At 64.3% G+C, this 24,371-nt stretch carries 19 protein-coding genes; 10 read left to right on the top strand and 9 right to left on the bottom strand.

Annotated elements, in window-relative coordinates:
* Window positions 1-50 precede the first annotated feature (50 nt).
* Together ABD204_RS06920 and ABD204_RS06915 are read left to right on the top strand one after the other, a co-directional pair.
* Window positions 51-1,361, top strand: coding sequence for an NtaA/DmoA family FMN-dependent monooxygenase (locus ABD204_RS06920; protein WP_194423911.1), 1,311 nt, complete (start codon window positions 51-53; stop codon window positions 1,359-1,361).
* Window positions 1,358-2,575 carry a multidrug effflux MFS transporter gene (locus ABD204_RS06915; RefSeq protein WP_194423910.1) on the top strand — a complete coding sequence of 406 codons (1,218 nt, stop codon included), beginning with the start codon at window positions 1,358-1,360 and terminating at the stop codon, window positions 2,573-2,575. Before ABD204_RS06920 ends, ABD204_RS06915 begins: the two co-directional genes overlap by 4 nt.
* Window positions 2,576-2,625: 50 nt before the next feature.
* Here the strand turns inward: ABD204_RS06915 and ABD204_RS06910 are convergent, their stop codons facing one another.
* Window positions 2,626-3,600 (bottom strand): GntR family transcriptional regulator, encoded by a 975-nt coding sequence (locus ABD204_RS06910; protein WP_194423909.1) that lies wholly within the window; start codon window positions 3,598-3,600, stop codon window positions 2,626-2,628.
* 208 nt (window positions 3,601-3,808) lie between these two features.
* On the opposite strand from ABD204_RS06910, the gene ABD204_RS06905 reads away from it, so the two are divergent.
* Window positions 3,809-5,101, top strand: coding sequence for an NtaA/DmoA family FMN-dependent monooxygenase (locus ABD204_RS06905; protein WP_194423908.1), 1,293 nt, complete (start codon window positions 3,809-3,811; stop codon window positions 5,099-5,101).
* 78 nt (window positions 5,102-5,179) lie between these two features.
* Here the strand turns inward: ABD204_RS06905 and ABD204_RS06900 are convergent, their stop codons facing one another.
* Window positions 5,180-5,383 carry a hypothetical protein gene (locus tag ABD204_RS06900; RefSeq protein ID WP_194423907.1) on the bottom strand — a complete coding sequence of 68 codons (204 nt, stop codon included), beginning with the start codon at window positions 5,381-5,383 and terminating at the stop codon, window positions 5,180-5,182.
* Between the two features lie 50 nt (window positions 5,384-5,433).
* Here ABD204_RS06900 and ABD204_RS06895 point away from each other — a divergent pair, with 50 nt between their 5' ends.
* The gene (locus tag ABD204_RS06895; RefSeq protein WP_194423906.1) at window positions 5,434-6,150 is read left to right on the top strand and encodes a hypothetical protein; all 717 of its coding nucleotides are present in this window, start codon (window positions 5,434-5,436) and stop codon (window positions 6,148-6,150) included.
* Between the two features lie 30 nt (window positions 6,151-6,180).
* Here ABD204_RS06895 and ABD204_RS06890 read toward each other — a convergent pair whose 3' ends face one another.
* From ABD204_RS06890 to ABD204_RS06865, 6 genes are all read right to left on the bottom strand, one after another.
* Window positions 6,181-7,287: a PLP-dependent cysteine synthase family protein gene (locus ABD204_RS06890; protein ID WP_194424268.1), complete on the bottom strand. Its 1,107-nt coding sequence runs from the start codon at window positions 7,285-7,287 to the stop codon at window positions 6,181-6,183.
* A 141-nt stretch (window positions 7,288-7,428) separates the two neighbouring features.
* Window positions 7,429-8,460 carry a helix-turn-helix domain-containing protein gene (locus ABD204_RS06885; protein WP_194423905.1) on the bottom strand — a complete coding sequence of 344 codons (1,032 nt, stop codon included), beginning with the start codon at window positions 8,458-8,460 and terminating at the stop codon, window positions 7,429-7,431.
* A gap of 128 nt (window positions 8,461-8,588) precedes the next feature.
* A complete protein-coding gene (locus ABD204_RS06880) occupies window positions 8,589-12,218 on the bottom strand; it encodes a choice-of-anchor L domain-containing protein (protein ID WP_194423904.1) in 3,630 nt (1,209 codons plus the stop codon).
* The gene (locus tag ABD204_RS06875; RefSeq protein ID WP_194423903.1) at window positions 12,215-12,853 is read right to left on the bottom strand and encodes a hypothetical protein; all 639 of its coding nucleotides are present in this window, start codon (window positions 12,851-12,853) and stop codon (window positions 12,215-12,217) included. Before ABD204_RS06875 ends, ABD204_RS06880 begins: the two co-directional genes overlap by 4 nt.
* Window positions 12,854-13,039: 186 nt before the next feature.
* A complete protein-coding gene (locus tag ABD204_RS06870) occupies window positions 13,040-14,527 on the bottom strand; it encodes an HNH endonuclease signature motif containing protein (RefSeq protein WP_194423902.1) in 1,488 nt (495 codons plus the stop codon).
* Window positions 14,528-14,747: 220 nt separating this feature from the next.
* Window positions 14,748-15,074 (bottom strand): DUF1905 domain-containing protein, encoded by a 327-nt coding sequence (locus ABD204_RS06865; RefSeq protein WP_194423901.1) that lies wholly within the window; start codon window positions 15,072-15,074, stop codon window positions 14,748-14,750.
* A gap of 67 nt (window positions 15,075-15,141) precedes the next feature.
* Here ABD204_RS06865 and ABD204_RS06860 point away from each other — a divergent pair, with 67 nt between their 5' ends.
* The 6 genes from ABD204_RS06860 to ABD204_RS06840 all read left to right on the top strand — a co-directional run bounded on the left by ABD204_RS06860 (window position 15,142) and on the right by ABD204_RS06840 (window position 22,960).
* Window positions 15,142-16,137, top strand: coding sequence for an RNA polymerase subunit sigma-70 (locus tag ABD204_RS06860; RefSeq protein WP_194423900.1), 996 nt, complete (start codon window positions 15,142-15,144; stop codon window positions 16,135-16,137).
* 377 nt (window positions 16,138-16,514) lie between these two features.
* Window positions 16,515-17,999, top strand: a complete 1,485-nt coding sequence (locus ABD204_RS06855) for a sugar transferase (protein WP_194423899.1) — start codon at window positions 16,515-16,517, stop codon at window positions 17,997-17,999.
* 142 nt (window positions 18,000-18,141) lie between these two features.
* Complete coding sequence (locus ABD204_RS14085) at window positions 18,142-18,999, top strand: WecB/TagA/CpsF family glycosyltransferase (RefSeq protein WP_409263978.1); 858 nt, start codon at window positions 18,142-18,144, stop codon at window positions 18,997-18,999.
* Window positions 19,000-19,213: 214 nt separating this feature from the next.
* Entirely contained in the window at window positions 19,214-20,233 is a 1,020-nt protein-coding gene (locus tag ABD204_RS06850; RefSeq protein WP_409263977.1) for a glycosyltransferase, read from the top strand.
* A gap of 40 nt (window positions 20,234-20,273) precedes the next feature.
* Complete coding sequence (locus tag ABD204_RS06845; RefSeq protein ID WP_194423896.1) at window positions 20,274-21,614, top strand: O-antigen ligase family protein; 1,341 nt, start codon at window positions 20,274-20,276, stop codon at window positions 21,612-21,614.
* The gene (locus ABD204_RS06840) at window positions 21,611-22,960 is read left to right on the top strand and encodes a TolB-like translocation protein (RefSeq protein ID WP_194423895.1); all 1,350 of its coding nucleotides are present in this window, start codon (window positions 21,611-21,613) and stop codon (window positions 22,958-22,960) included. Before ABD204_RS06845 ends, ABD204_RS06840 begins: the two co-directional genes overlap by 4 nt.
* A gap of 65 nt (window positions 22,961-23,025) precedes the next feature.
* Here the strand turns inward: ABD204_RS06840 and ABD204_RS06835 are convergent, their stop codons facing one another.
* On the bottom strand, window positions 23,026-24,258 hold the full coding sequence (locus ABD204_RS06835; RefSeq protein ID WP_194423894.1) for a lipopolysaccharide biosynthesis protein: 1,233 nt from the start codon (window positions 24,256-24,258) through the stop codon (window positions 23,026-23,028).
* Window positions 24,259-24,371: the final 113 nt, after the last annotated feature.

The following is a 24,371-nucleotide window of genomic DNA, read 5'->3' as shown; positions in this document are numbered from 1 at the left end:
CGCTTCGCCCACGCCGAAGGACGCCTCGAACGCAAGAAAGCGAGTACCAAATGTTCCACCTCGGATGGTTTGTCGGTTCCGGATACGGGATTCAGTCGTGGAAAGGCACCTGGTCCGGTGTCGGCGAGAAGGAGTGGATGAAGCCTGATCTGTATATCGACATGGCGAAGTCGCTCGAACGTGCTGGCTTCGACTACATGATGTTCGAAGACGGACTTCTGGTACCGGACACCTACGGCGGGTCAATGCGCACCTACCTGAAGGGTCCGCTCGAGGCCCCACGCAACGACCCCACCGCGCTGATCGGGATCCTCGGACACCACACATCGCGCATCGGTCTGATCCCGACCATGTCGACCTCGTTCTATCCGCCGTTCATGGCGGCACGGATGATCGCGACACTCGATCACCTCTGCGACGGTCGCGCCGGGGCAAACCTCGTGACGTCAAGCAACCACGGCGCAGCCAAGAACTTCGGCATGGAAATGCACTACGAGCACGACATGCGCTACCGAATGGCTGGTGAGTGGATCGATCTGGTGACGCAACTCCTTGAGTCGTGGGACGAGGACGCGCTCGTTTACGACAAGAGTGAAGGGATCTTTGCCGACCACACCAAGGTCCATCACATCGACTTCGAAGGCGAGTTCTTCAAGTCCCGCGGCCCCTTGAACACGCCGCCCGGGCCGCAGCGCACCCCCGTGATCTGTCAGGCGGGAGGATCGCCCGCCGGGCGCGACTTCGCCGCGGCACACGCCGACACGATCGTCTGTGTGCCACTGGGCCTCGAGGCGATGAAGGAATACCGGGCGGACATCTCGCGGCGAATGATCGCCCACGGGCGCGACCCTCACGACTGCAAGGTCCTCTATCTGGTCAATCCCGTGCTGGCGGACACCCAGGGCGCCGCCGAGGAGCTCTACGAGATGAAGTGGGCACAGCGACAGTCGGACGCCTTCCTTGAGCAGGCACTCAGCACGATGTCGTACTTCTCTGGCATCGACTTCTCGCAGTTCGACCTCGACGAGCCGATGCCTGACCTCACCGGGAAGGTCAACGGGCACCAGAGTTCGATGGCAAGATACGCGAAGGACGGCGCCAACAAGACCCTTCGTGAGCTGGCTCTCGGTCAGGATGTCGTGGAGTCGATCAAGCTGGTAGGCACCCCCGAGTCCGTCGCGGAGACGATGGGGGAAGCGATGGATTTCGTCGGGGGCGACGGATTCCTGATGGCGAATGACATCGATCGGCGTAGCGTCGCCTCGATCGCCGATGGCCTTGTGCCTGCTCTGCGCAAGCGCGGCCTCGTGCGCGGAGAGTACGAGCACGAGCACTTCAAAGACAACCTGAAGGCGTTTTGACCCTGTCGAGCCGGAAGATGATCGACCCCGGGTCGGCGCGTCGCGTCGGCCCGGGGCTCCTCACTTTCCTCGCGGCGATATCCGTCCTCGGCCCACTCTCGATGAGCATCCTCCTGGCGGGGCTGCCGCAGATGGCCGACACTCTGGCGACCACAGAAGGAGGTACTCAGGCGTCGCTCTCGGCGTGCGTGGTCGGCCTCGCGGTCGGTCAGCTCTTCGCGGGCCCCCTCAGCGACACGGTGGGCCGGCGGCTTCCCCTGGTGGCGGGGCTGGGCGTCTGGACTCTCGCGACATTCGCCTGTGCCGTAGCTCCGAACATCGAAACGATGATCGCTTTTCGAGCAGTTCAGGGCTTGACTGGAGGCATCGGCATGGCTCTTGGGCGCGCGGTGATCCGCGACCTGACCGAGGGTGAGGAACTGATCCGTCAGTATGCGCGGCTCGGCGCAGCATCCGGTGTGGCGCCGATCTTGTCCCCCCTACTGGGCTCCCTCGTCATGCTGTTCGCGCCTTGGCAGGGCGTTTTCGTCTTCCTTGGCGCGATCGGTGTGGCTCTCACGGCATACGCGGCGTTCGGGTACCGCGAGTCCTTGCCGGAAAGTCGACGCCGAACGCCTCGACCTCGCGAATTGGTTGCGGACTATCGGGACATGCTGCGCGATCCGCGCTTCGTATGGCCGTGCCTGGTCGTCGCGTTCTCCTATGCGGCGATGTTCTCGTACGTTCTGTCGTCCTCTTTCATTTACAGCTCGGCGTACGGACTCACCGGCATCCTGTTCAGCATCCTGTTCGGCATCAACGGCGCAGGATTCGCGATCGCCAGCAACATGGGGGGGCGACTCGCGCTCCGATTCGGCGTACGGAGAGTGGTACTCTCTGCCTTCCCTGTCGCCGCGGCCGCGTGCGCCATGATGGCGGTCCTGTGGTGGGCCGGGGTCCGCGAATGGCCAGCGCTCGCAGCGTGCCTGTTCGTGATGGTCGCTGCACTCGGGGTGACCATGCCGCTTGGGGTCGCGTGGGCAATGCGCTCGCAACCGGATCGAGCGGGAGCCGCATCCGGCGTGCTGGGTGTGACGCAGTTCGCGATAGGTGGAATCGTCGGTCCGCTCGTGAGTATCGTGAACGCTCCGGGGCCGCTCGGTCTTGCGCTCGTCGCTGCGAGCTCGATTGCTGTCGCATCGGTCAGCGCGCTGGGAATGGCCCGCCGGCACTGAAGACAGCTTGTTGCCGCGGCTCCTGGGCGAGGAGGCGTCGGCTCTGGCACCTATGCAGGTAGCCAGCCTGGCCCGCGCGCGGCGTACGTGGCGTGCGAGATACACACGCGGTCGCTGCGGTAGTAGGTATACGACAGTTCGCGCGGGGCACCCTCGCGGTCGCGAACCACCATTTCGCTCAAGAGCACGGGGGCACCGGCCTCGATCCCGAGTATCCGAGCAGTCCGCGCTTCGCATCGAATGGCTTCGAACGTGCTGTGGCTCGAGCCGAACTCGACGCCGTAGAGCTGGTGAAATGCCTCTTCATACGGAGGAGACTTCGCCCGATCGAACTTCTTCAGACGCCGTTCGATTTCGGTCACGTTGCCGGTGATGTAGCCGACGCGAAGCGAGAGGGGCTCGTCGTCGACGGCGAAGCGTGACTCAGAGAGCACCCCCCATGTGTCCTCGGTGTCGAGCTTCGCCTTCAATATCGGCGTCAACCGAACGGGCTCATTGCGGGTTTGCTCGATCACCAAGCGACCGTCACCCGCCCCGAGCGTCATCCCATGGGGCACGACCTGCCCACCTTCCACACGAACGAACTCATGGGAGAGCCGCGTGCCGTTCTTCGGGCGACGGATGACGACGCCCTCGTCCGCGAGTTGTTGGAGTGCTTTGCGGACGGCGTTCCTACTCGCTCCGAGTGTCTGGGTGAGCGCCGACTCAGAGATCGCTTCCGAAGGACCCAGTGAACCCGACCGCAGCAGTGTCCGGATCATCTCGTACGCGCGACGGGCCGATGTCGCGGCGTGGTCGGCCGAGTTGTCGAGGTGGATGTCGTAGTACAGCCGTCGTTGCCTATCGTCGTGCACGCGCCGCAGCTCTGAGATCTGGGCATTTCCATGTGTGTTGCTCACGACGACCTCCGGGAAAGGATTCACGAACTGCCGTCGCCGTTGACGCGGGGAACCCGGCGGACGGTGAATACCGCCGAGTAGCGTGCAGGCTATCCCCTTGGGCCAGCAAGAAAGGCGACTTGTCACGCAGATTTCACAACGTGAGACACAGTGGGAGCCAGTGGGCTCTCCGCCGCCTGGCGCATTCACGCCCCGCACAGTCGCAACGTCCGATTCGCGCGGTTCCCAACCGCTCGCAGGTGGCGTAATGGCGGCGTGATATGGCAGGCCCCCTGAACGAAATATTCCGCACGCAGGATAGCGGTGGAAGTTCGCGACGATTGGGAAGTGCAAAATGTTTCATCTTGGTTGGTTCATGGGGTTCCAAATGCAATCGTGGAACTCGACGTGGGCGGGGAACGACGGGGCAACCAACTGGATGAAACCAGAACTCTTCGTCGACGCCGCCAAGTCGATGGAGAGAGGTGGCTTGGACTGCATCGTCATGGAGGACGCGCTCTTCGTCCAGGACGTCTACAAGGGCAGTCAAGAATTCACGCTTACCAATGGGTTCATGTCCCCGAAGCACGATCCGATGCCATACGTGCCGGTAATCGCAGAGCACACCCGTCACATCGGATTGGTGCCGACGGTAACGACCTCGTTCTACCCGCCATTCCTTGCCGCGCGACTACTCTCGACGCTCGATCATGTCACCGACGGTCGAGTGGGGGCGAACCTGGTGATGTCGCACAACGATCGGACCGCACAGAACTTTGGGCTCGACGCACAGCGTGAGCACGATCACCGCTACGAGATGGGCGATGAGTGGGTCGATCTTGTGAAGCGGCTGTGGGCGTCGTGGGAGGCGGATGCGTTGGTGCTCGACGAATCGCGGCACGTGTATGCGGATCACACCAAGGTGCATCCGATCAATTTCGAGGGCGAGTTCTATCGCTCTCGCGGGCCGCTGAACACAGCTCCTTCCCCGCAGGGATACCCCGTGCTGTGTCAGGCCGGCGGGTCTGCGCGGGGTCGTGACTTTGCAGCACGCAATGTGGATCTGCTGCTGAGCAACGTGCAGGGTGTCGAAGCGATGAAAGAGTATCGCGACGACGTTCGGCGCCGGATGGTTTCGTTCGGGCGCAACCCCGACGACGTGAAGATCGTTTTCCTCGTATCACCTGTGATCGGCGAGACCGACGATGATGCACAGGTCAAGTGGGAGCGCATGAAGGCGGCGAAGGAAGCGAACCTCGAGGCGAATCTGGCGTTCTTGTCGTACTACTCCGGGGTGGACTATGGCACGTTCGACCTCGACGCCCCCGTGCCGTCCTTCTTCACGAACGCGAGTCGTAGCACAATCGATCACAACCGCGACAAGAGTGCTGGCATGACGCTGCGCGAGTTCGCCTCCGAGCCGGTACGTTCGACTGTTGAGTTGGTGGGGAGCCCCGACTCCATCGCGAGTCAGATGGGCGACGTTATGGAAGAGGTCGGCGGTGACGGCTTCCTCATCAGCCTTCCCGTGACGCGCAGAAACGTCGCCGAGGTGACCGATGGCCTTGCCCCAGCCCTCCGGAAGAAGGGCCTGATGCGCGACGGGTACAGCCACTCGTTGTTCCGCGATACTTTGCTGGAGTTCTGAGCACGTCGCGAGACCGACCATGGCTCATACGCTTCGGGCTGAGCCCAACCGACCTGAACGCCCCGAAGAACAGGGGCCTCACTCCCATACCCCGTCGGCGAGGAACCGTTCCACGGCGAGCGCCGCGGCGCCGTCGAGCGCACTGACGGTGACCGTCGCTTCCCCATCCCAGGCCGTGACGACCACGCGCGTGCCGTTGTCGAAACTGACGGCTGAGACGTCGTCGGCCCCGGTGTCGAGCGCATCGCCCTGGACATCCGAAGGATCGTGTTGCCGGCTCACCCGAAAGGGGCCACCGACCGTGCGGAGGGCACGAGGAATATGGTTACCTCATGCCCACCACAAGCCCCGCGGTCGACGCGCTGCGGTCTGCACGGGTCGCCTTCCGGCTCATGCCGGATACCGATGCTCACGGCGAGGAACCGACCGAGCGGACGCAGGGGCTGATCAAACCGTTCCGGTCGCTGGCGTGCGCTGAGGTGTTCCGGGAGGAGCGCCCACCCGTGTTCGTCGTCCTGTCACCTGAGCGCACGATATCTCGGCGAAAGGTCGCCGACGCCGTCGAGGGGACCGTCACGTCGATCAAGTCTCGCGAGCCCCGCGATGTCGCGACGCGCTTGGGGACCAAGCGCCCCCGGGGCGCGCCCTCGCGGGTCATCGTGGATGCCGCCCTGGCCCGGATGTCACGACACCTCATGTTTCCCAGTGGCGCCGAGGGCCAAACGGTCGTCCTCACCGCCGCGGGGCTCATCGATGGCTTCGAAGCGCATGTGTGGGATGTGAGCGACGTTCCTGTGTGGGAACGCGTGGAACCCTACTTCGCTGTCACCGCCGATGGGCTTCGATCCCTCGAACCCGGCAAGGACACTTTCCACATCTCTCCCCTCGAACTCTTCTTTCCCGAGGTGGGCCAGATCATCAGTATCAGCGCCACAGAGGAGTACATGGAGTGTTTCGACCGTGCGGTTCTGGCGGCCAAGAAATACCATCAGAAGCCGTCGGATGCCGAATACGCCTCCGCGCACTTCGCCTTCCTCAAGGAGCACTAGATGTACTGACCGGGGTGAGCGTGGCTGCCCTTACTCCCACACCCCGTCGGCGAGGAACCGTTCCATCCGCGCCGTCCACGGTGCGAGGTCCATCCCCTGCGCCTGCACCCACGCGTCGTCGTAATACGTGTGCGCGTAGCGCGCTCCGCCGTCGCAGATGAGGGTGACCACCGACCCGGTTTCCCCCGCCTCGAGCATGCGGGCGATCAGCTGGAACGCTCCGACGAGGTTCGTGCCGGTCGATCCACCCGCCCAGTGCTGGGTCTTCTGCCGCAGCAGCCGGATCGCGGCGATCGAGGCGGCGTCGGGCACCTGCAGCATCTCGTCGATCACGCTCGGCACGAACGAGGGTTCCACCCGCGGGCGTCCGATCCCCTCGATGCGCGACCGCTCCCCCGTCACCACCGACCGGTCACCGAGCCGCCAGGCGTCGTAGAACACCGACCCCTCCGGGTCGACGACGGCGACGCGGGTGTCGTGGCACCGGTAGCGCACGTAGCGTCCGAAGGTCGCGGAGGTTCCCCCGGTTCCGGCGCTGACGACGATCCAGGTGGGGATCGGATGCCGCTCGAGCGACATCTGGCTGAACACGCTCTCGGCGATGTTGTTGTTGCCCCGCCAATCGGTGGCACGCTCGGCGTAGGCGAACTGGTTCAGGTAGTGCCCGCAGCAGCCTTCGGCGATGCGCTCGGCTTCGGCGTAGACCTCCATGGGTTCGTCGACGTAGTGGCATTCGCCGCCGTAGAACTCGATGAGTTCGATCTTCTCCTGGCTGGTCGTGCGGGGCACGACGGTGACGAACCGCAACCCGAGCATGCGCGCGAAGTACGCCTCCGACACGGCGGTCGACCCGCTGGATGCTTCCACGAGAACGGTCTCGGGCCCGACTTCCCCGTTGACGAGCCCGTAGAGGATCAGCGACCGCGCGAGCCGGTGCTTGAGCGACCCGGTGGGGTGGACCGATTCGTCTTTGAGGTAGAGGTCGATCCCCCACTCGGCCGGTAGTGGGAAGACATGCAGGTGGGTGTCGGAGGTGCGGTTCGCGTCGGCCTCCAGCAGATGGATGGCCCGGACGACCCACTCGCTCCGCTCGCTCACGTCACGACGGTATCGCGAACCCCCGTCCGACACCCCCATCGGTTCCGTCGGATCGTCCGCGCCTGGCACCGACTCCACCCATCTGATCCACCTGTACCGCACGCTTGGTCTCGGTGCGCGCCCGAACAGACGAGGCGGTCTCCTCCGCACCGTTCGCCTCGGCCGAAACCGTCGAGCGCGTCAGCTCCGGGCGACGCCAGGAACCCCGAAGACCTCGGACGCGGAGTCGGAGAAGGGTGGCAGGGCGCGCGCGAGTGCGGGCGCCGCGATGAGTGCGACGAATCCGGAGACGAGCTTGTCCGTTTCCGAGGTGATGAGGTTCGCGGTCAGCATGGCCGCCGTCGGACTGTAGCCGCCCGCCACCAGCCCTTCAGCCATGCGCTGGGCCTCGCCATGGAGGGAGAAGCCGCCGTAGACCGCGATCATCAACGCGACGGCGACGACACTGCAGCACAGGGCTACCACCGACGTGAGGAAGAGCATACGAAGTGGGGAACGTGCCAAACCGAACGTACGGGCGCCGTACCCCCAGATGAGCGCCCCCGTCGCGTTCACGAACGTGAACCAGAGGCTGTCGGGGACGCCGTCCACCAGAGCGAAGGCACCGTGCGTCAGAACGGCGACGGCAACGCCCGCCCAGGGACCGACGACCATCGCGGTGATCGCCGTTCCGATCATGTCGAGGTAGATCGGCAGCGGCAGAGCGATGACGAGCCCGGAACCGGTGAGGTTCACGATGACACCGACGACGATGACGAACAGGCCCGCTCTCACGGTGTCGCGTGTCGAATACGCCTTCTCGGCGAAAGGCGCCGGCTGCGACGAGGGGACTTCGTCGGCCGGACGGGAAGGGCCTCTCGGGGCACCACCCTCCGCCGGCGGCCGGTTGGGTGAGGTGGGTGCGCTGTAGCGGGCTCGGATGCACGCCTCGCGCCACGCGTCCACAGCATCCGCGTCTTCACCGAGCACGGCGGCGATATCGGCCACCAGACTCGGATTCATGCGACGCCGGCCGGGTCGAAAAGCGTCGTAGATCGTCGAACGGCCGACGAAGGCGGCAGCCGGGGGATCGCCGCGCTCCTCACGGAGCGAGCGCACGCGCTCGGCGATCTGGGAATAGCTGATGTCGCCGCTTTCCAGGCGCAGGCGCTGAAGATCGGAGACGAGGTCGTCGAGGGAGTTCTGATTCGGGGTGGAACTCTCAGGGCGCATGGCTTCCTTCCCAGATGCGACACGCGCAGGCGTGGTCGAATCCTACCGACGCTCGCGCGCCCAGCCAGGACAGATGCCGCCACGCGGTCGGATGGGTCGGCGCGCACCGGCCCATCCGACCGTCGAGCTCAGTGCTCCGCTACTCCGGCGCTGCACTGCATGGCCGGGTCGACCACCGAGGTGAACTCGATGCGGTCGACGAGCACCGTCGAGTCGAGGACGCCGTCGCCCTGGTCGAAGATCGACAGGTAGAGCGAGGTGTTGCCGCTGAGCACCGGGGTGGAGGCGCGAAGCATCTCCGTCGCTCCTCCGTAGAGACCCTCCGCGTTCTCCGCGTTGATCGTGTACGGGCCGGCCGCGTTGATGGTCACCGGGTTCCCCAGCTCATCGAACGCGAAGTTGCGTGGCGCCGAGACGTCATACCCGTCGATCTCCCACGTCGTCTTTCCGAACTCGGCGACGAACGCGTCGTTGTAGCGCGATCCCACATAGTCCGGGTACTCATCCGAGTAGAAGCGGAAGTCGAGCCCGGCGAGGCAGTTCGTCCCTTCGGGGATCGCGAGGTCGATCCGCAGAGTCGTGGCGTCGAAGACGGCGCCCGAGCGCGGCGAGGGCACCCCGCTCCAGCTTCCCGCCGGAGCTCCGGTGATTTCGGACAACGAGCCGGTCGACATGGCGAAGTAGTCTTCACCCTCGGTCGGGAACCCTCCGATCGGCTGAGACAACACCGCGAAGGCGTCAGGTGCGGGAGGCCCTTCGACGAAGTACGCGGCGGTGGCGTCCGCGCCGACGATCTCGATGGCGTCGAGGACATCCGGCGCCGGGGTGAGTTGGTCGCCGCCGTAGTCGGTGTCGCTCTCGCCGGGATCGGGGGCGGGTGCGCCGGGATTGACGAAGTTCTTCAGGTCGAACGCCCCCTTCCACAGCGTCCACTTCTTCGACTTCTCCAGAAGCGTGGCCTCGACGACGGTGACATCGATGATCGGCACCGTCACGAGGACCTTCACCGCGAACGCACCGACGATGGCCAGTTCCGCCTCGGCGGTGAAGAAGGGATCGCCCACGGTTGCAGAGCCGTTCGCGTCGATCGCGGCCTTCAGCGACAGTTCCAGCTGAGGACCGGCGAGGTCCCACAGTTTCGCCGTGAAGGACAACGTCGGACCCGCGGTGGCACTCGCGGATGCCGAGAGGCCCGAGTCTTCGGTGAAGTGTGGTGGTGTCACCGTCGTCTGGGGCGAGGGATCGACAAGCTGTGCTGAACCGTCCTTGAAGGCGAACCCGAGCTCCTGCGTGCGGGTGTAGGAGGTCTCGACGACGATCTTCGCCGTTCCCGCGATCGACATCGACGCCTCGAGGGTGATGCCGATCTCGGAGGTGATGACGACCGGTACCGGACCGACCGCGAAGGAGATCGGTGCGAACTCTCGGGTGAAGCTCTTCTCCTTCGACCATTCGTACTTCTTCGACACCGTGGCAGAGGCGGTCGCTTCCGCCGACGCGCTCGATTCGAGAACGTTCTTGAATTCGTTCAGGTGCGGGTAGGGCAGCGGGGGCTTCGGCGGCCACGCGGAGCCTTCGGTCCACCGGACTTCGATGTCGATGGTCACCTTGAGTGCGAGCTTGAGTTGGGCTCGTGCCTGCACGGTGATCTGCTTGCCCGAGGTGAATTCCGCTTCGACGACGTGTGCGATCGAGGCCGGCTCGAACGTCGCCGCGGGCACGGTCGCACGCATGGCCTGGACGAACTGGAGCCCGCGGACAGCATTCGAGGCCAGCGCCATCGGGTTGAGAGAGACCTGCAACGGTGATGACAGCAGCGCGACCGCCGCCGAGGTTCCGGCGCCCACCGCTTCGGCATCCGGGGTCGTGTTCTCGTCGTCTGCGATGGGGCTGTCATCGAGTGCGTCGAGGGGTCCGTCGGTGATGTCGACCTGTTCGGCCGGCACAGTCGCCCATGACGCGGTGACGGGATCTCCCCCATCCGTCGCTTCTCCATCGACGATCTCGACGGTTTCGCTCTCTTCCCTGACCGTCGGCTCTCCGCCCCCGACAGGGAGCGCCTCGTCGACATCCGCCTGCAGGAAGACGTCGGTGAGGGTGGCAGTGGACAGTCGAACCACCCACAGTCCGTCGATGACGTCGACCGACTCGACGCGCCCGAGTACACCGGCCGGTGTCGCATCCGACACGTCTGCGACGACGATGTCACCGGGAACCAGTGCAGGGTCGGTCAGGAACGAGAGCAGGTCCGCCTCATAGGCGGCGATGTCCGTGGTGTCGAGCACGACGGTGTCGTCGGTGATGACCACGTCGTCTGCGGTGGGCACCGTCACGGTGCCGTTCCAATCGACACTCGTTCGGGATCCGCCGCGGGCCACGAGCGTGAAGGAGATCTCATAGTCTCCGCTCTCCGGGAGGGAGAGGGTGTACGCCCAGCGGCCATCGACGAACGCCGGCGCGCTGCCGAACGGCGCGCCGTCGACGGTCACTTCGACACGCTGCGGCACGTCGCCGGGCGTGCTCCAGGTTCCGGCGAAGTCGACGGTCCACGTGTCGGTCGCGTCAGCCGACGTGGTGCTCGGTGAGTCGAGGGTGATCTTCGCATCGGTCGGGTTCGTCGTGGGGGCGCCGAGCACGTACCCGAGCGGTGTCACGTCAGCGGCGATGTCGGACCCGTGGGCGTAGGCGCTGCCGACGGGGTCGAGCAAGACCAGCTGCGGCGCGGCCCCGGCACTCCCGTCGACGATCACACCGTTCGCCCGTCCGCCGGCGGACCGCCCCAGATCGAGCACTCCGAGCGCGTCGGCCTGCATACCGGAGACGAGAGCCAGGACCTTTTCGGCACCGGCGGGTGCGTCGATCTCGAGGTCGGAGGCCTCACCGGTGGACACCTCGACCCCACGCGTGTCGGGCTCGGCCTGGGGCACGAAAGCACCCTCTCCCTGCAGTGCGGCCGGGTTGTCGAGAGGTTCGACGACATAGCCGAGCACCGACACCGAGAAGCCCGTGAGTGCGCCGGATACGATGTCGAGGGGCAGCATGCCGAACTCGTCAGGGATGACCGAGGTGGTCACCGTGGTGACGCCGTCGCGGAGCTGCAGGGTCTGGCCGGCGAAGTCGATGCGGCTGGGAGCGGTCGCGGTGGTCTGCAGCGTGACGAATGCTGCGCGCACACCGGCTTCGGGGACTCCCCCGATGCCGAGCACTCCGACCTCCGTGGATGCTCCCGCGCCGAGTCCGTCGTCGGGCAGTCCCAGGCCCGACGCGGTGTCTGCACGGAGCACCGGCTCCGACAGCGCATGAACGCTGCCGGGCGCGTCGATCGGAGCGGAGAACGTGGCGATCCGCTCCACGCGGATCGATGCGTCGCGGTCGGCGATGATCTCGAACGACCCGTCGACGATCGGTGCGAGCACGGTCGTCGACGCGGACTCTTCCGCGCCCACGCGCAGGGCGGCGCTGCCGGCGACACGGATCGCGGTGGGTGCGGGCGCACGCGTGATGGAAAGGCGGACGAGCGCGGAGTGGGCGTTTGCTTCGCCGTCGGACAGGGGCACCTGGGTGGCCTGCCCCTGCGCGAGGTCGAGTCCGATGCCGAGGGCCGGTTCGAGCAGGGGCGCTGAAGCGGTGGCACGGGCGGGAGCGCCCGCACCGTCGGCCGGGTAGTCGGCGGTCGCGGCGGCGTTCGCGGCCGGGGCGACGAGCAAGGATGTCGCGAGCGTGAAGACCGTGGCCGCGGCGATCAGGGGGATTCTCATGCGTCGACCCGCTTCCGAACGATCAGGGTGAGGATCGCCCCGGCGGCGAGCGCGAGGGCACCTGCTCCGACGAGCCACCATGCGGGGACCCCTCCGGTGTCGGCGACGACGCCGGAAGGACCGCCCGCCGTCGCGGGTGCGGGCTCGGGTGTCGGCTCCAACGTCACCGTGGGCGACGGTTCGGGTGTGGTGGGCGTCGATCCCCCGTCAGCCGCGAGACGCGTGGTCGCGACAGCGGCTGACAGAGTCGCGCCGCTCGCATCGAAGTAGGTGGCGATGACGCGGAGGTCCGTTCCGGCGGCGCCGGTGATCACGATGGTGGCAGGCAGGTCGGCGGCTGCCAGAGTCGTTGCGCTCCCGAAGGGGGTGGCTGTCAGCTCTGCTTCTTCATCACCGATGGCGACGGTGACATCGAGCGGGGCGAGCGTGTCGTTCTCGATGTCGAGGGCGATGCTCATCGCGTCGGGCTCCGAGACGATTTCCACGGCGACCGCGCCGGTTTCGGCAGCGACCGCAGCGTTTCCGGCGCTCATCGACAGCAGCGCCACGAGCGCCGCCCCGACGACGCCCCACACCCAAGGCCGCCCGCTCCTTTTCGCGCCGCCGGCCGGCGACAGCTGTCTCGTGACCCTCACGACGTGCTCCCCCATCAGGGGCACTCCACGCACCAGCGTCTTTCACTGATACAGCGACTCCCGCGGTCGCGTGGCCCCGTCAGGACACTAGGGCTTCACAGCCGGCTCTCATGTCGCTCTCATGTACAAAAGGGCCGTTCGCCGGCACTCCGGACGATTCCGAACGGGAGGAAGAGACTCGCCGGCTCAGAACGGCGCGTTGAGTTCAGCGACTCGATTGGGATCCGGTGGTGGCGGGTCGGGCATGAACACCACCCGCGGTGGCGGGTCGTCGGTGTGGCGGAGCCCGGAGGGTGCCGTGAAGTGCAGCCTTCCGCCGGGTTCTTGGACGACCGTCCACCCGGCGGCTTGTTTCATCGTGTGGTGTCGTTTGCAGAACGCCCCGACGTTGTCGACATTGGTCTTTCCCCCGAGGGCATAGTCCTCCCGGTGGTCCCAGTCGCAGTCTCGCGCGGGTCGCCGGCACCCGGGGAAGCGGCACCGGATGTCCCGCGCCACCAGATACCGCTTCTGTGCGGGGGTCACGAACCGGCGGTCCACCGCGAGCACCGCCCCGGTGATCGGGTCGAGGAACACCCGGTCGAAGCCGGGGGCGTTACCTGTGAGGATTCTCGCGGTCTCCGGGTCGACCGCGCACTTCCCATCCAGTTCCGCACCCCCGGTGGTCGTTCCCGCGAGAGTCGTCGCCGGCACGGACACCTGCACGTGCGCACGGATCGCCCCGAGCCCACCCTCGATGACATCCCCGCTCGCGTCGATCGACGGTGTCGAGGTGAGCATCATGTCCAGCAGCAGATCGGTGCGGATCTGGTCGAGGGTGCGCTCGTCGAACCACACCGCCGCGTCGGCCAGGTCGTCGTGGTCGGCGTCCTGGCGCTCCCCCGCACCGTCCGCGCGTCCGTCATCGGGAGGACCGAAGCCCGCGCCCGATCCCGTGGAGTCACGCTCAGCTTCCTCGCGCTCACCACATGTGGCCGCCTCAGGTTCGATCTCCCGTTCCGCGGCCTCGCGCCGCGCAACGCGGTCGGCGGCTTTGACTGCCTTCCCCTGCCGAGTGAGCCGGTCATACACCCCGTGCACCTCCACGGAGGGCCCGATGGCGCCGAGCATCGACATGCCGTCACTGAGGTCTTCCACCCATACCCGTCGACTCTGCACGGCCTCATCGTGGCGTTCCTGGATTGTCGCCGGGTTGTGCTTCTCGGCCACCTGTTCGGCGTAAGACCGCAACCGCGCCGCAGACGTCGCCTCCGCGTAGGCGAGCACGTCGTGCTCATACGCGGCACGCGCCTCGTCATCGGGCAAACCCGTGCCACCGTCGACGATCACCCGCACGTGCGCACGAGACAACCGCCCGTCCCGCCACGCCTCCCACGTCGCCGCGTACTGCGTCACCGTGCGGTGCGCTTCGAACAGCTGCGTCTGCAGCGTGCGGTCGTTCACCCTGGCGTCGACGGCGAGCTCCGCGGCCATCGACCGCAACGGCATCTCCCGCTCCCGGGTCGACGCGTCGCGGAGCCGATCGGTCTGCTCCTGCGCCAGCTCATACGCGTCGGCACGCGTGCGCTCGAGCTCGGCCAACGCGTACGCCGCGAGAGCCCGGAACCGACGCGCCTCGTCGACGAGCTCGCGCGTGCGGAGGGCATCCGCCTCCCGCTGCTCGTCGCCGCTCATGACACCCCCGGTTCGATCTTTGATCTACCCCGAGACTACGAGGGGCCACCGACATTCCACCCCCGAAAAACGCAGGTCCAGAGGAGAATCACGAAGAATTTCTCGAGACCGTGCTTTCCCGCCGAGACCCCCCGTTTTGCACGCACCGCAGACCCCCAAAAGGGCCCACAATCCGCAACGAGCGCGCCCAGACCCCTCCCCGCACCCCAGACGCCACCCCCTACTTCACCCGACGCTCGAGGTGCACGGTCACGGTGTCCCCGACGTCCTTACCGAGTTTGCGACGCACGGCAGCGTTCAGCGAGACCATGTGCCCGCCGGTGCCGGTGCCGGTGCCGGTGCCGGTGCCGGTGCCGGTGCCGGTGACCATCATCCCGATGTCTTTGAGTGGAACATCGTCGACGGTGAGGTCGACCCGCACGGAGCGGCCGGTGCCGAAGAATTCGGCGGATCCGGGCATCTCGACGCATGCCCACACCTCTCCTTTGACGGTGACGCCGATGGGCGCGGTGAAGGTGTGGTCGAGGGTGATGGGGTCGAACGGCATGGGTTCTCCTTGATCGTGGGTCGTTCTGTCGGTAGGTGAGACTGTTCGGGCCGGGCAGAATCGTCGCATGGCGCAGAATTTCTTCGACGCCCCCGCGGCAGAGCCCGCAGTGCGAGACGCCGAATCCGACCGCGAACGGTTCGATCGGGCGGTGTCTCCGCTTCGCCCGGGCTTGCATGCCCACTGCTACCGGATGCTGGGGTCGGTGCACGACGCCGATGACGCTCTGCAAGAGGCTCTTCTGCGTGCGTGGGCGGCGTATGACCGGTTCGAGGGGCGCAGCTCGCTTCGCACGTGGCTGTACACGGTGGCGACGCGCACGTGTCTGGATGCGGCAAAGGCGCGGGGGAAGCGTGCGCTCCCGATCGATCTGGGCCCGGCGAGCACCGAGCCGGCAGCCGAGGCGGTTCCGAACACGGAGATCGCATGGCTGACGCCGTATCCCGATCCGGCCGAGTCGGCGCAGCGCGCCGAGCAGGTCGAGCTTGCCTTCGTCGCGGCGTTGCAGCTGTTGAGCGGCAATGAGCGGGCTGCGCTTCTGCTGGTCGATGTGCTCGGTTTCTCCGCTTCCGATGCGTCTTCCGCCATGGGGACTACCCCGACGTCGATCCATTCGGCGCTGGCGCGCGGCCGACGAACGGTGGCTGCGCGCCACCTCTCCCCCGGCCACCGCGCGGACCCTCGCCCTTCACCATCGGAGCTCGCGCTCGCGCATCGGTTCGCCGAGGCACTTGCTACCTCCGACCTGCAGGCCTTCGTCGATCTTCTCGCTCCCGATGTGACGTGGCAGATGCCGCCGCTGGCGGAGTGGCACGCCGGCGCGGACGCGGTCGCGGCTTTCGCGCATGCTGTGCCGATGACGCTGTGCCCCAGCTGGCGAACCCGTGTCGTCTCCGCCAACGGGCAGGCCGCGGTCGCCTTCTACGTCGGCGAGCATCGCGACGCCCCGCATCACGCCTGGTCGCTGACCGTCCTCGACATCACCGACAACACGATCTCGTCCATCTCGTCGTTCCTAGACCCCACCCTCTTCCCCCGCTTCGCCCTCCCGGAAGTCGAGTAACCACCGCCCCCCGGAGGTTGAGTAGCCGCCGCCCCCTCCCCCGGAGGTTGAGTAGCCGCCGCAGGCGGCGTACCGAAACCCCGCAACCCGCCCCTCCCAAGCCCCCACCCCAACGCCAACGCGCCCCACCCCAGAACGCCCCGTATCCCCCAAAGAGGGGACAGACAGCAATGCGACGATCAGGTTACGTTCAGACTCCACTGCCGCTACGAGTCGTGGATGCACGCATGCATCCCCCTATGATGATCGAGTTGCCGCTTGATGAGAGAGATCTCATGCGGGGGGCACTTCGTTCTTGTTGGGGAGATCAGAAGTGAAAGGCAATCGTGTCGACCATTGAACGCGACACGACAACGACGTCGAAGAATGCAGCACCAATGAGCGCGCCGACCAGCGCGCAACCAGCCATACCTACGCCGAAGCAGTCCCGGTGGCGCCAGCGCTACGCTCGCCGGTTGCTGGTCACCGACTTCTTCGTTCTCGTGTGGGTTGTCTTCGGAGCCCAGATCGTCTGGTTCGGCACGGGCAATGTCGATCTCGCGATCCATGACGATGCGCGGATCAGCGCGATCTCCTACTGGCTGTTCTCCGCGGGCCTTGTCGTGTTGTGGATGTGGGCGCTGAGCCTCATCGACTCCCGCAGTGATCGTGTGGTCGGCACCGGTACCACCGAGTACGTCCGCGTGGCGAGTGCGAGCATCACCCTCTTCGGCTTCATCGCGATCGGCGCGTTCCTCCTGAAAGTCGAGGTCGCACGCGGATACCTCTTGATCAGCCTCCCCCTGGGGATCCTGGTTCTGGTGTTCGCCAGATGGATGTGGCGGCAGTGGTTGATCGCACACCGTTCGATGAACGAGTACTCCGCCCGTGTGCTCCTCGTGGGCTCCCCGGACTCCGTCACCCAGATCGCGCGCGAATTGGATCGCACGCCCTCAGCGGGGTACCGCGTCGTCGGCGCCTGCACCACGTCCAATGGGCAATCGCTCACCGTGCGCGGGTCTGAACTCCCGATCCTGGGCGGCCTCGACGATGTCGACTTCGCCATCGCGCAGACAGGCGCGGATACCGTGGCCGTCACCAGCACGGACGAGCTTCCCCCGGACAAGGTCAAGCAGATCTCGTGGCGACTCGAAGCCGGCAAGCAGCACCTTGTGCTTGCACCGAGCATCGTCGACATCGCGGGCCCTCGTCTCCACACCCGGCCCGTCGCGGGACTTCCGCTCATCCATGTGGAGACCCCGCGATTCAGCAGGGGCCAGCTCTTCCTGAAGCGGATGGTCGACCTGGTCGCGAGCGTTCTTGGCGTGATCATCCTCAGCCCGCTTCTCGCGTTCCTCGCGATCACGGTTCGGCTCTCGAGCGAGGGCCCGGTGTTCTTCCGCCAGACCCGGATCGGCCTGCGCGGAAAAGAGTTCACCATGATCAAGTTCCGATCCATGGTGGTGAACGCGGAAGAGCTCCTGGAGAAGCTGGCGCAGCAGGAACGCGACGCGGGCAACGAGGTGCTCTTCAAGATGCAGAACGACCCGCGCGTGACGCCGATCGGTCGAGTCATGCGCAAGTTCAGCCTCGATGAGCTTCCCCAACTGTTCAATGTCATCGGGGGGTCGATGTCACTGGTCGGCCCGCGGCCCCCGTTGCCTTCCGAGGTCGCGCAGTATGCCGACCACGTGCATCGCCGCTTCATCGTGAAGCCGGGCATCACGGGCTTGTGGCAGGTCAGTGGGCGTTCGACCCTCTCGTGGGAGGACTCCGTTCGCCTCGACCTCTCCTATGTCGAGAACTGGTCTCTGATAGCTGACATGGTTGTCATCGCAAGAACAGCGCGAGCCGTACTGCGACCAGGCACAACATCAGCTTGACACGTGATTCGAATGCGCAGCTGCACGCCAGGTTCGGTACCGTTCGACGGTACACCTCGCTCGCCCTGCTACGAACGAGCCGCCCAATGATCAGAAAATCCGGTCCAGAGCTTTCCGACTGCCTCAAACCTACGTTACAGAGATGGGTTCTCGACGAATGACCAACCCGCCCACCCATGTACGTCGGTTCCCTCACATGAGGGTGCTCGATGGTACACCCGAGATAGACGGCGCCCCACTCATCACGGGGTCCATGAATGCGGTGCTCGACGATCTGCAGTCAACGCTACCGAGCTTGAGCCGTCCGAACCTGCTAGTTACTGCAAACGTAGATCAGGTGCTCCTACTCAACTCCCTCCCAGCTTGGCGACGGGTGTTCTCAGCGGCGGATGTGCGCACGGCGGACGGCATGCCCATAGTTGTTCTAGCGCGCCTACTGGGCTCGAAAAATCTCCATCGGATCACCGGAGCCGATCTTCTCATCGAGGTATGCCGTCGCGCTGCCTCCGGATCATGCCGAGTCGCCCTCGTAGGGGGAACTGATGAAGTCCGCGACGCAGCCCTCCGCGTATTGCGGGACCGGTTCGAAGGAATCCAGGTAGAGGGCTTCGAATTACCGATTCTCCGAACCCCTTCCGACCCGTCGAGCCTTCCCACCGTATTCGCGCTCCGTGCTTATGCGCCCGACTTTGCGTTCCTCTGTCTCGGCGCGCCAAAGCAAGAGCTCTGGTACGACCATTGGAAACCACAACTACCTGCGGCGATCTTCGTTGGTTCAGGGGCGTCAATGGACTTTGTGGCTGGGAGCGCGAGACGCGCACCGCGCTGGCTCCAACGCATCGGGCTCGAGTGGATGTTTCGCCTCACGCAGGAACCAAAGAGGCTAGCCCACCGCTACCTCATCCGGGGGCCGCGATTCATAGTCGTCGTCTTTCGATCCCTGGTGGCAGCCGGACTCCACACCCGGAGATCAAAATCAACGCAGGGCAGGACCAGTTAGAAAGATGTCAGCATCGATGACCCCCTCCTTCTGTCGACTAAGCTACCTCGTGGGAGGACTCCGAATCTCGGTAGGGCAGCTATCGACAACACCGGGGCCTCGCACTCACATACTCGGATTCACCCGGGCGCTTGATGCGTTTTCCGTTAAGCACGTCACGATAGTCGCTTCCGAGCTACCTGGACTAGGTCGGTTTGCACGACTACCTGAAGGCGTGGCGGCGAGATCCTCCAGGGTCAAGGTCTTAATTGGCGACCTCGTGCGAATCGCGGCCGCGCTTTGGTGTGGCATCAATGTACTCGTACGCGAGTGGCCGGAAAGAAGGACCACGACAATCGTTTATGAACGCATGGGAGTGTTTCAATCCCTCGCCAGCTTTCACCCCGCCAAGAAACGGGCTGTCCGGGTCGTCGAGTCGCAGTCCCTTCTAGCGAACGAGACCGCGCGCGATCGCCAGGCAATTGTTCTTGAACGGCTCGCAGCGTGGCTCGAACGACGATCTTTCGAGAAAGCCGACCTGATTGTCGCGGTGAGCCCTGGCGTGAGGGATGACATTCTCAAGTTTGCTCGAGTGCAACGCGAAAAAGTTCTTGTCTTGCCCAATGCAACGTCACAGGAACTGGCACGGAGGCCGATTCCCCCCCTGGGCAAGACGACAATTGGGTTCGTTGGAGCAGTGGTGCCATGGCACCGATTGGACCGATTGCTCGAGGCCGTACAAGCCTGTGGCGATCCTGGCGTGGACGTCGAAATCGTCGGCGACGGACCAGCCGTGGAGCCATTGCGGCGGCTGACCGAAGAACTAGGCATGACCGAACGAGTTGCATTCACCGGCCGCCTCTCACACGCCGAAGCCCTAGAAAGGGTGGCATCGTGGTCCGTCGGCTACGCTGGCCACGAGAAGACCTGGGCCACATCGATGTATCATTCGCCACTGAAGTTGTACGAGTACGCAGCGCTTGGCCTCCAGATCCTATGCACTCGCGCCCCCGATGCTCTAACGCTCAAGAGAGACGGAGTATCCGTGCATGACTTTGAGGCTTCGGACACCGACTCACTCGGAGAAGCGCTGCAGCGATCCATCGAATGCGCACGACTCGACTCAGACGAAGCGCGCGCGAGCAGGCGACGGATCGTGGACGCTAGGCATACCTGGGAAGCTCGCGTCCAAGAATTCCTGCTCGCGATTGACGCTCGTACGTCCTTGCTCGATGGCGACATCGAAACACGATGACGCTCGATAGCGCTGACGTACCCGGTTGAGCAGCACAGCTATGACGGAAACGAGGCAGCAGCCAGGCTTGAGAGCAAGCGTCGACTCGGTCGTATCGCCGCCCCCGAGGTTGGCGGGATTCGCCATGTGTTTTGTAGTCGCGCTCACGGCGCTGGAGTTTCAGGCGCCGACACCGTTTGCTCGGCTTTGGACCGTGATCTGCGTAGCAGTCGGACTCTCCGCCACCATCATGTTGGCGCTCATCGCGCGGCGCGCCGCGTTGCCAGCGATTCGCATCGGGACGGTGGATTGGCTGTTCCTTCTATTCAGTGCCATCGCCCTGATAAGCACAACCTGGTCGGTGACGCCAGAGTCTTCATTAACACAGTCTTTGGTGGGATTGCTCTTGTGGCTAGCCTTGCTCGGCGCACGCCGCATCCCCACGCTTGCACTACTCCGGGCCCTCGTCGGGACAGCTGCGCTCGTCGCCGCCATCTCATTCGCTGTGGCGTTAGCTATACCAAGCGTGGGCTTCCAACCGAACCCGTCAGCCGGACTTCCCGAATTGCGTGGCATCTTTGCACACCAGTTGCGACTCGGACTTTTCCAGGGAACAGTCGTTGGCGTGATCGTCATCGCCGCAATCAACGGTGAGTACATGGCCATTATGGGCAGAACACGCCTCACGCGGGCGATCACTCTGCTGTTGATTGGCAGTTGCGCAGTCGCTCCAATATCGCGTCTGTACTCCGTAACCGTCTTCATCGCCCTCGCCCTTACAGTCTTGCTCCTCGGGAGCACTCGATGGCGCCTGCTCGCAGCGTTCGGGTTTGTCGCCGGCACGATCACGCTCGCAGTGTATTGGGACCGCCTAGTTGGGCAACTCGACTCCGTAGAGGGTGGCGCAACGTTGTCCGGTAGGACCAATACGTGGGAGCGAACGGCGCGACTCGCGGCACAAGCCGATTACGGCGGCTACGGGTACTCCACGTTTGATAGTCCGATCTTCGATGGGGCCTTCACCGTCAACTACCGGCCATTGCACGCTCACAACTCTTTCCTGCAGAGCTACTTCGAGCTCGGTCTCATCGGTCTGACGATCGTCGTGGGGATCGTCGTGGCGATGCTCGCCGGCGCAGCGAAGGTCAGGAAGAGCCTAGGTCGAATCCCCTACTCGGCGTTTCTCGTCATTGTCGTGGCTTTGGCAAGCCTGACAGGTCACTCAATAACTGGTACTCCCACCACAGCCTTCTGGCTCGCGTTTGTGTTGTATTGCACCGAAACCAGCGAGGCAGCGCGGACTCGAAAAATCAACCGCGGTGATGTCAGAAATCGGGGCCCTTACCTACCACTCGCGCCACAACGTTCCGCCGCCGCACGATACAGAGAGACGAGCAGATGAAGTTGTCATCAACCTTCCCGGAGTACACAAGTTTCTCACCAAGCATCTCTATACGGCGCGTTTCTCTGGGGGACAAGCCTGCAATTCATCGCTTCTACGACACCTCGCCCGTAAGCCCAAGCGGGAGATTTGTTACATACACGGAGTTCGTCGAGGACACTCGGCTCCCTCAACCCGGAGATATTGCGTTTGTCGTCGTAGTTGACCTCGGCACGGGCCTCGAGGTTTACCGATCGAGCACCATCGCATGGGACACCCAGGTTGGCGCCCATCCGCAGTGGGGAGCCACCGATCACGACCTCTTCTTCAACCGTATGAGCACCGCCGACTGGGAGCCGTACGGTGTCCGCGTCGACATCATCAACGAAGTCGAGGCCCGGCTGGATGGAACCATTTACATGGTTTCGCGGGATGGAAGACACGCTGTTTCGCCCAACCTGGTACGTCTACAGGGCATTCAGGCCGGGTACGGAGTGATTACACCATACGACCGCTCACGCGGTGGTGCACGCTTCCCCAAAGACGACGGTGTGTTTCTGGTCGACTTGCAGACGGGTCGACGCCGTCTTGCGGTAAGCCTCTATGACATTGCCACGGCGTTCCCCCTCCATTTCGAGAACTTGTCGAACAACGATGGAGAACTGTACGGCTTTCACACAAAGTGGTCCCCTGATGGACTGCGAATAATGTTCCTCGTGCGTTGGCGCGATCGGTCCACACGAGGCAATCGAAGTCGGAACTGGATCGTCACAATGAACGCTGACGGCTCAAACTTGCAGATTGCATTGACGCCAGACTTGTGGCGAGGGGGACACCACCCGAACTGGTGCCCTGATAGCACTCACATCGTAATGAACCTTGTCGACCGTCGTGGAAATCGTGTCTCACAGAAATTCTTCAGCGCGATAAATCGACTATCCCGTAAATTCGGACTTGGAGACATGTTTAATGCGGCACGGCTCCGCTTCATGACGTTCCGCCATGATGGCAGCGATTTACGAGTTGTCGCCCCGTCGCACCTAGGGTCTGGTCATCCGACTTGGCATGACGGCCTCCAGTCCATACTCACTGACGCCTATCCCCATGAGCCTGTGACTGCTCGAGACGGAACTGTGCCAATCAGACTCATCTCCGTCGAAGACGACACCTCTGAGGAACTCATCAGAATGAACTGTACCCCGCGCTACCCCGGGCCAAACAACGAGTGGCGTGTCGATCCTCACCCAGCTTGGGTAGCCACAGGTGGGCAGTTTGTGATGAACGGTTCGCCGCACGGCAAACGCGGCGTCTACCTTGCCGATCTAACTTCGCACCCCGAGCACGGACCGCGCCTCAGGTCGGCGTAGCTAGAGCGGCAAAGCTATTCAGCCCCGCCGCTCTACATTGATGCTTCGCCGGCACACCACTCTGATCATCGTGGATCGACCTCGCGATCCCAACGGCGGGCAGCAAGTCCCAGAGATGCCAGGCTCAGCAAGTAAGCGATCACCCAGACGGTCGCGGTTATCGCGGCGGTGAGAAGCAGCTCCCTCGTCAATAGCCCAGCGACCGTCGTCGCCAAAACGATTGCGAATAGGCGAAAAGAGTTCAAGATGAGCAGCAACCGTTCCCGTTTGATCATGATCATGATCGGCATCGTCGGTACTAAGACCAGGTACATTGACAATGGAGCCGCTAGTACTGCGATCAACGTTCCGGCTGTCTCCCACTCAGGACCAAGAACCGGCACCGCGAGCAACGGTCCCAGCACGATTAACGTTGCGCAGACAATTGCCGCTAGCGCGCATAGTCGCAGAGATGTCGAGCGCACAAACGATTCGAGGACACCGCTTCTCGCTCGAATAATGGCCGATCCGCGCGCAGCTACGATCTGGCTCAGGCCCTGGCCCACCAATGACGTCGGTGTTCCGGCAATTCGTTGAGCCATTCCGAGCTGAGCTGAGCCAAGCGGGCCAAAAATCACAGAGACTGTGAGCATCAGGCCTTGCAAAGCGCTCGCTGTTACAACACCGGCAAGAATGGCGGGGAAGGCTCTCTCCACTCCAAATGAATCGTCGTCAATTGCTGGCCGATCTTCGTACCATGCCGGAGGACGCGGTCGATACGTTAGAAGGATAGCAACAGCCCTACCGAGCACCACCGCCCCTGCCAACGCCACTGCACTAGGGAGCCAGAGCGCCGCGGTGAGCTGGAGGATCGCGGCTAGAAGGCCGGCTAGTGCGTTGCGCCAGGCGAGGGGGCCTAGTTCCCCCAGCCGGAGCATCACCGCGTTATCGATCGCGATCCAGGCATACCCGAGCAGCAGCAAACCGGCACCCACAAGCAGGTCTGCCCCGACCGAATGGGTCAGCCAGAGCCCGAAGCCGGTCATCATCGCCGCGACAGCGAGGCCGCTGCTCACAAGGTAAGCCAGCCGTGTCCTCGATCGAACGAGTCCTAACGAACGGGTCGCCGGGGTGATCATCTCCAATCGCATTGTTGCGATTGGCTGAGCGATCAAGGCCACAGCGGTCGCAATCTGAAATATGCCGACATCGAACACCGGAATCGTCCTGCTGTACACCGGCACGACGGAGAGCATGGCCGCCTGCCCAACCAGTTGGCCCGTCACCAAGCGAATGGCGCGCTTACGATCCTCACGCACGTTCAGCTGAGTCCTCCCCGTCGCGCCCTGAGCGGAGCTTTGCTCCCTACCGGTCACCGGTCTGGCAGACCACGGAAGGCGATACGCTTCATGATAGCGACGAGCGATACAGC

This window comes from Microbacterium aquimaris (assembly GCF_039531285.1).
Taxonomy (GTDB): Bacteria; Actinomycetota; Actinomycetes; order Actinomycetales; family Microbacteriaceae; genus Microbacterium; species Microbacterium aquimaris.
The sequence above is the reverse complement of the archived record's forward strand: the minus strand, read 5'-3'. Positions and strand labels throughout refer to the sequence as shown.

Excerpts from the sequence above, each read along its gene's own strand:
- ABD204_RS06920 (WP_194423911.1), top strand. The coding sequence starts at position 51 with ATGTTCCACCTCGGATGGTTTGTCGGTTCCGGATACGGGATTCAGTCG.
- ABD204_RS06905 (WP_194423908.1), top strand. The coding sequence starts at position 3,809 with ATGTTTCATCTTGGTTGGTTCATGGGGTTCCAAATGCAATCGTGGAAC.
- ABD204_RS06895 (WP_194423906.1), top strand. The coding sequence starts at position 5,434 with ATGCCCACCACAAGCCCCGCGGTCGACGCGCTGCGGTCTGCACGGGTC.
- ABD204_RS06890 (WP_194424268.1), bottom strand. The coding sequence starts at position 7,287 with ATGGGGGTGTCGGACGGGGGTTCGCGATACCGTCGTGACGTGAGCGAG.
- ABD204_RS06885 (WP_194423905.1), bottom strand. The coding sequence starts at position 8,460 with ATGCGCCCTGAGAGTTCCACCCCGAATCAGAACTCCCTCGACGACCTC.
- ABD204_RS06880 (WP_194423904.1), bottom strand. The coding sequence starts at position 12,218 with ATGAGAATCCCCCTGATCGCCGCGGCCACGGTCTTCACGCTCGCGACA.
- ABD204_RS06870 (WP_194423902.1), bottom strand. The coding sequence starts at position 14,527 with ATGAGCGGCGACGAGCAGCGGGAGGCGGATGCCCTCCGCACGCGCGAG.
- ABD204_RS06865 (WP_194423901.1), bottom strand. The coding sequence starts at position 15,074 with ATGCCGTTCGACCCCATCACCCTCGACCACACCTTCACCGCGCCCATC.
- ABD204_RS06860 (WP_194423900.1), top strand. The coding sequence starts at position 15,142 with ATGGCGCAGAATTTCTTCGACGCCCCCGCGGCAGAGCCCGCAGTGCGA.
- ABD204_RS06855 (WP_194423899.1), top strand. The coding sequence starts at position 16,515 with ATGAGCGCGCCGACCAGCGCGCAACCAGCCATACCTACGCCGAAGCAG.
- ABD204_RS14085 (WP_409263978.1), top strand. The coding sequence starts at position 18,142 with ATGGGTTCTCGACGAATGACCAACCCGCCCACCCATGTACGTCGGTTC.
- ABD204_RS06845 (WP_194423896.1), top strand. The coding sequence starts at position 20,274 with ATGACGGAAACGAGGCAGCAGCCAGGCTTGAGAGCAAGCGTCGACTCG.
- ABD204_RS06840 (WP_194423895.1), top strand. The coding sequence starts at position 21,611 with ATGAAGTTGTCATCAACCTTCCCGGAGTACACAAGTTTCTCACCAAGC.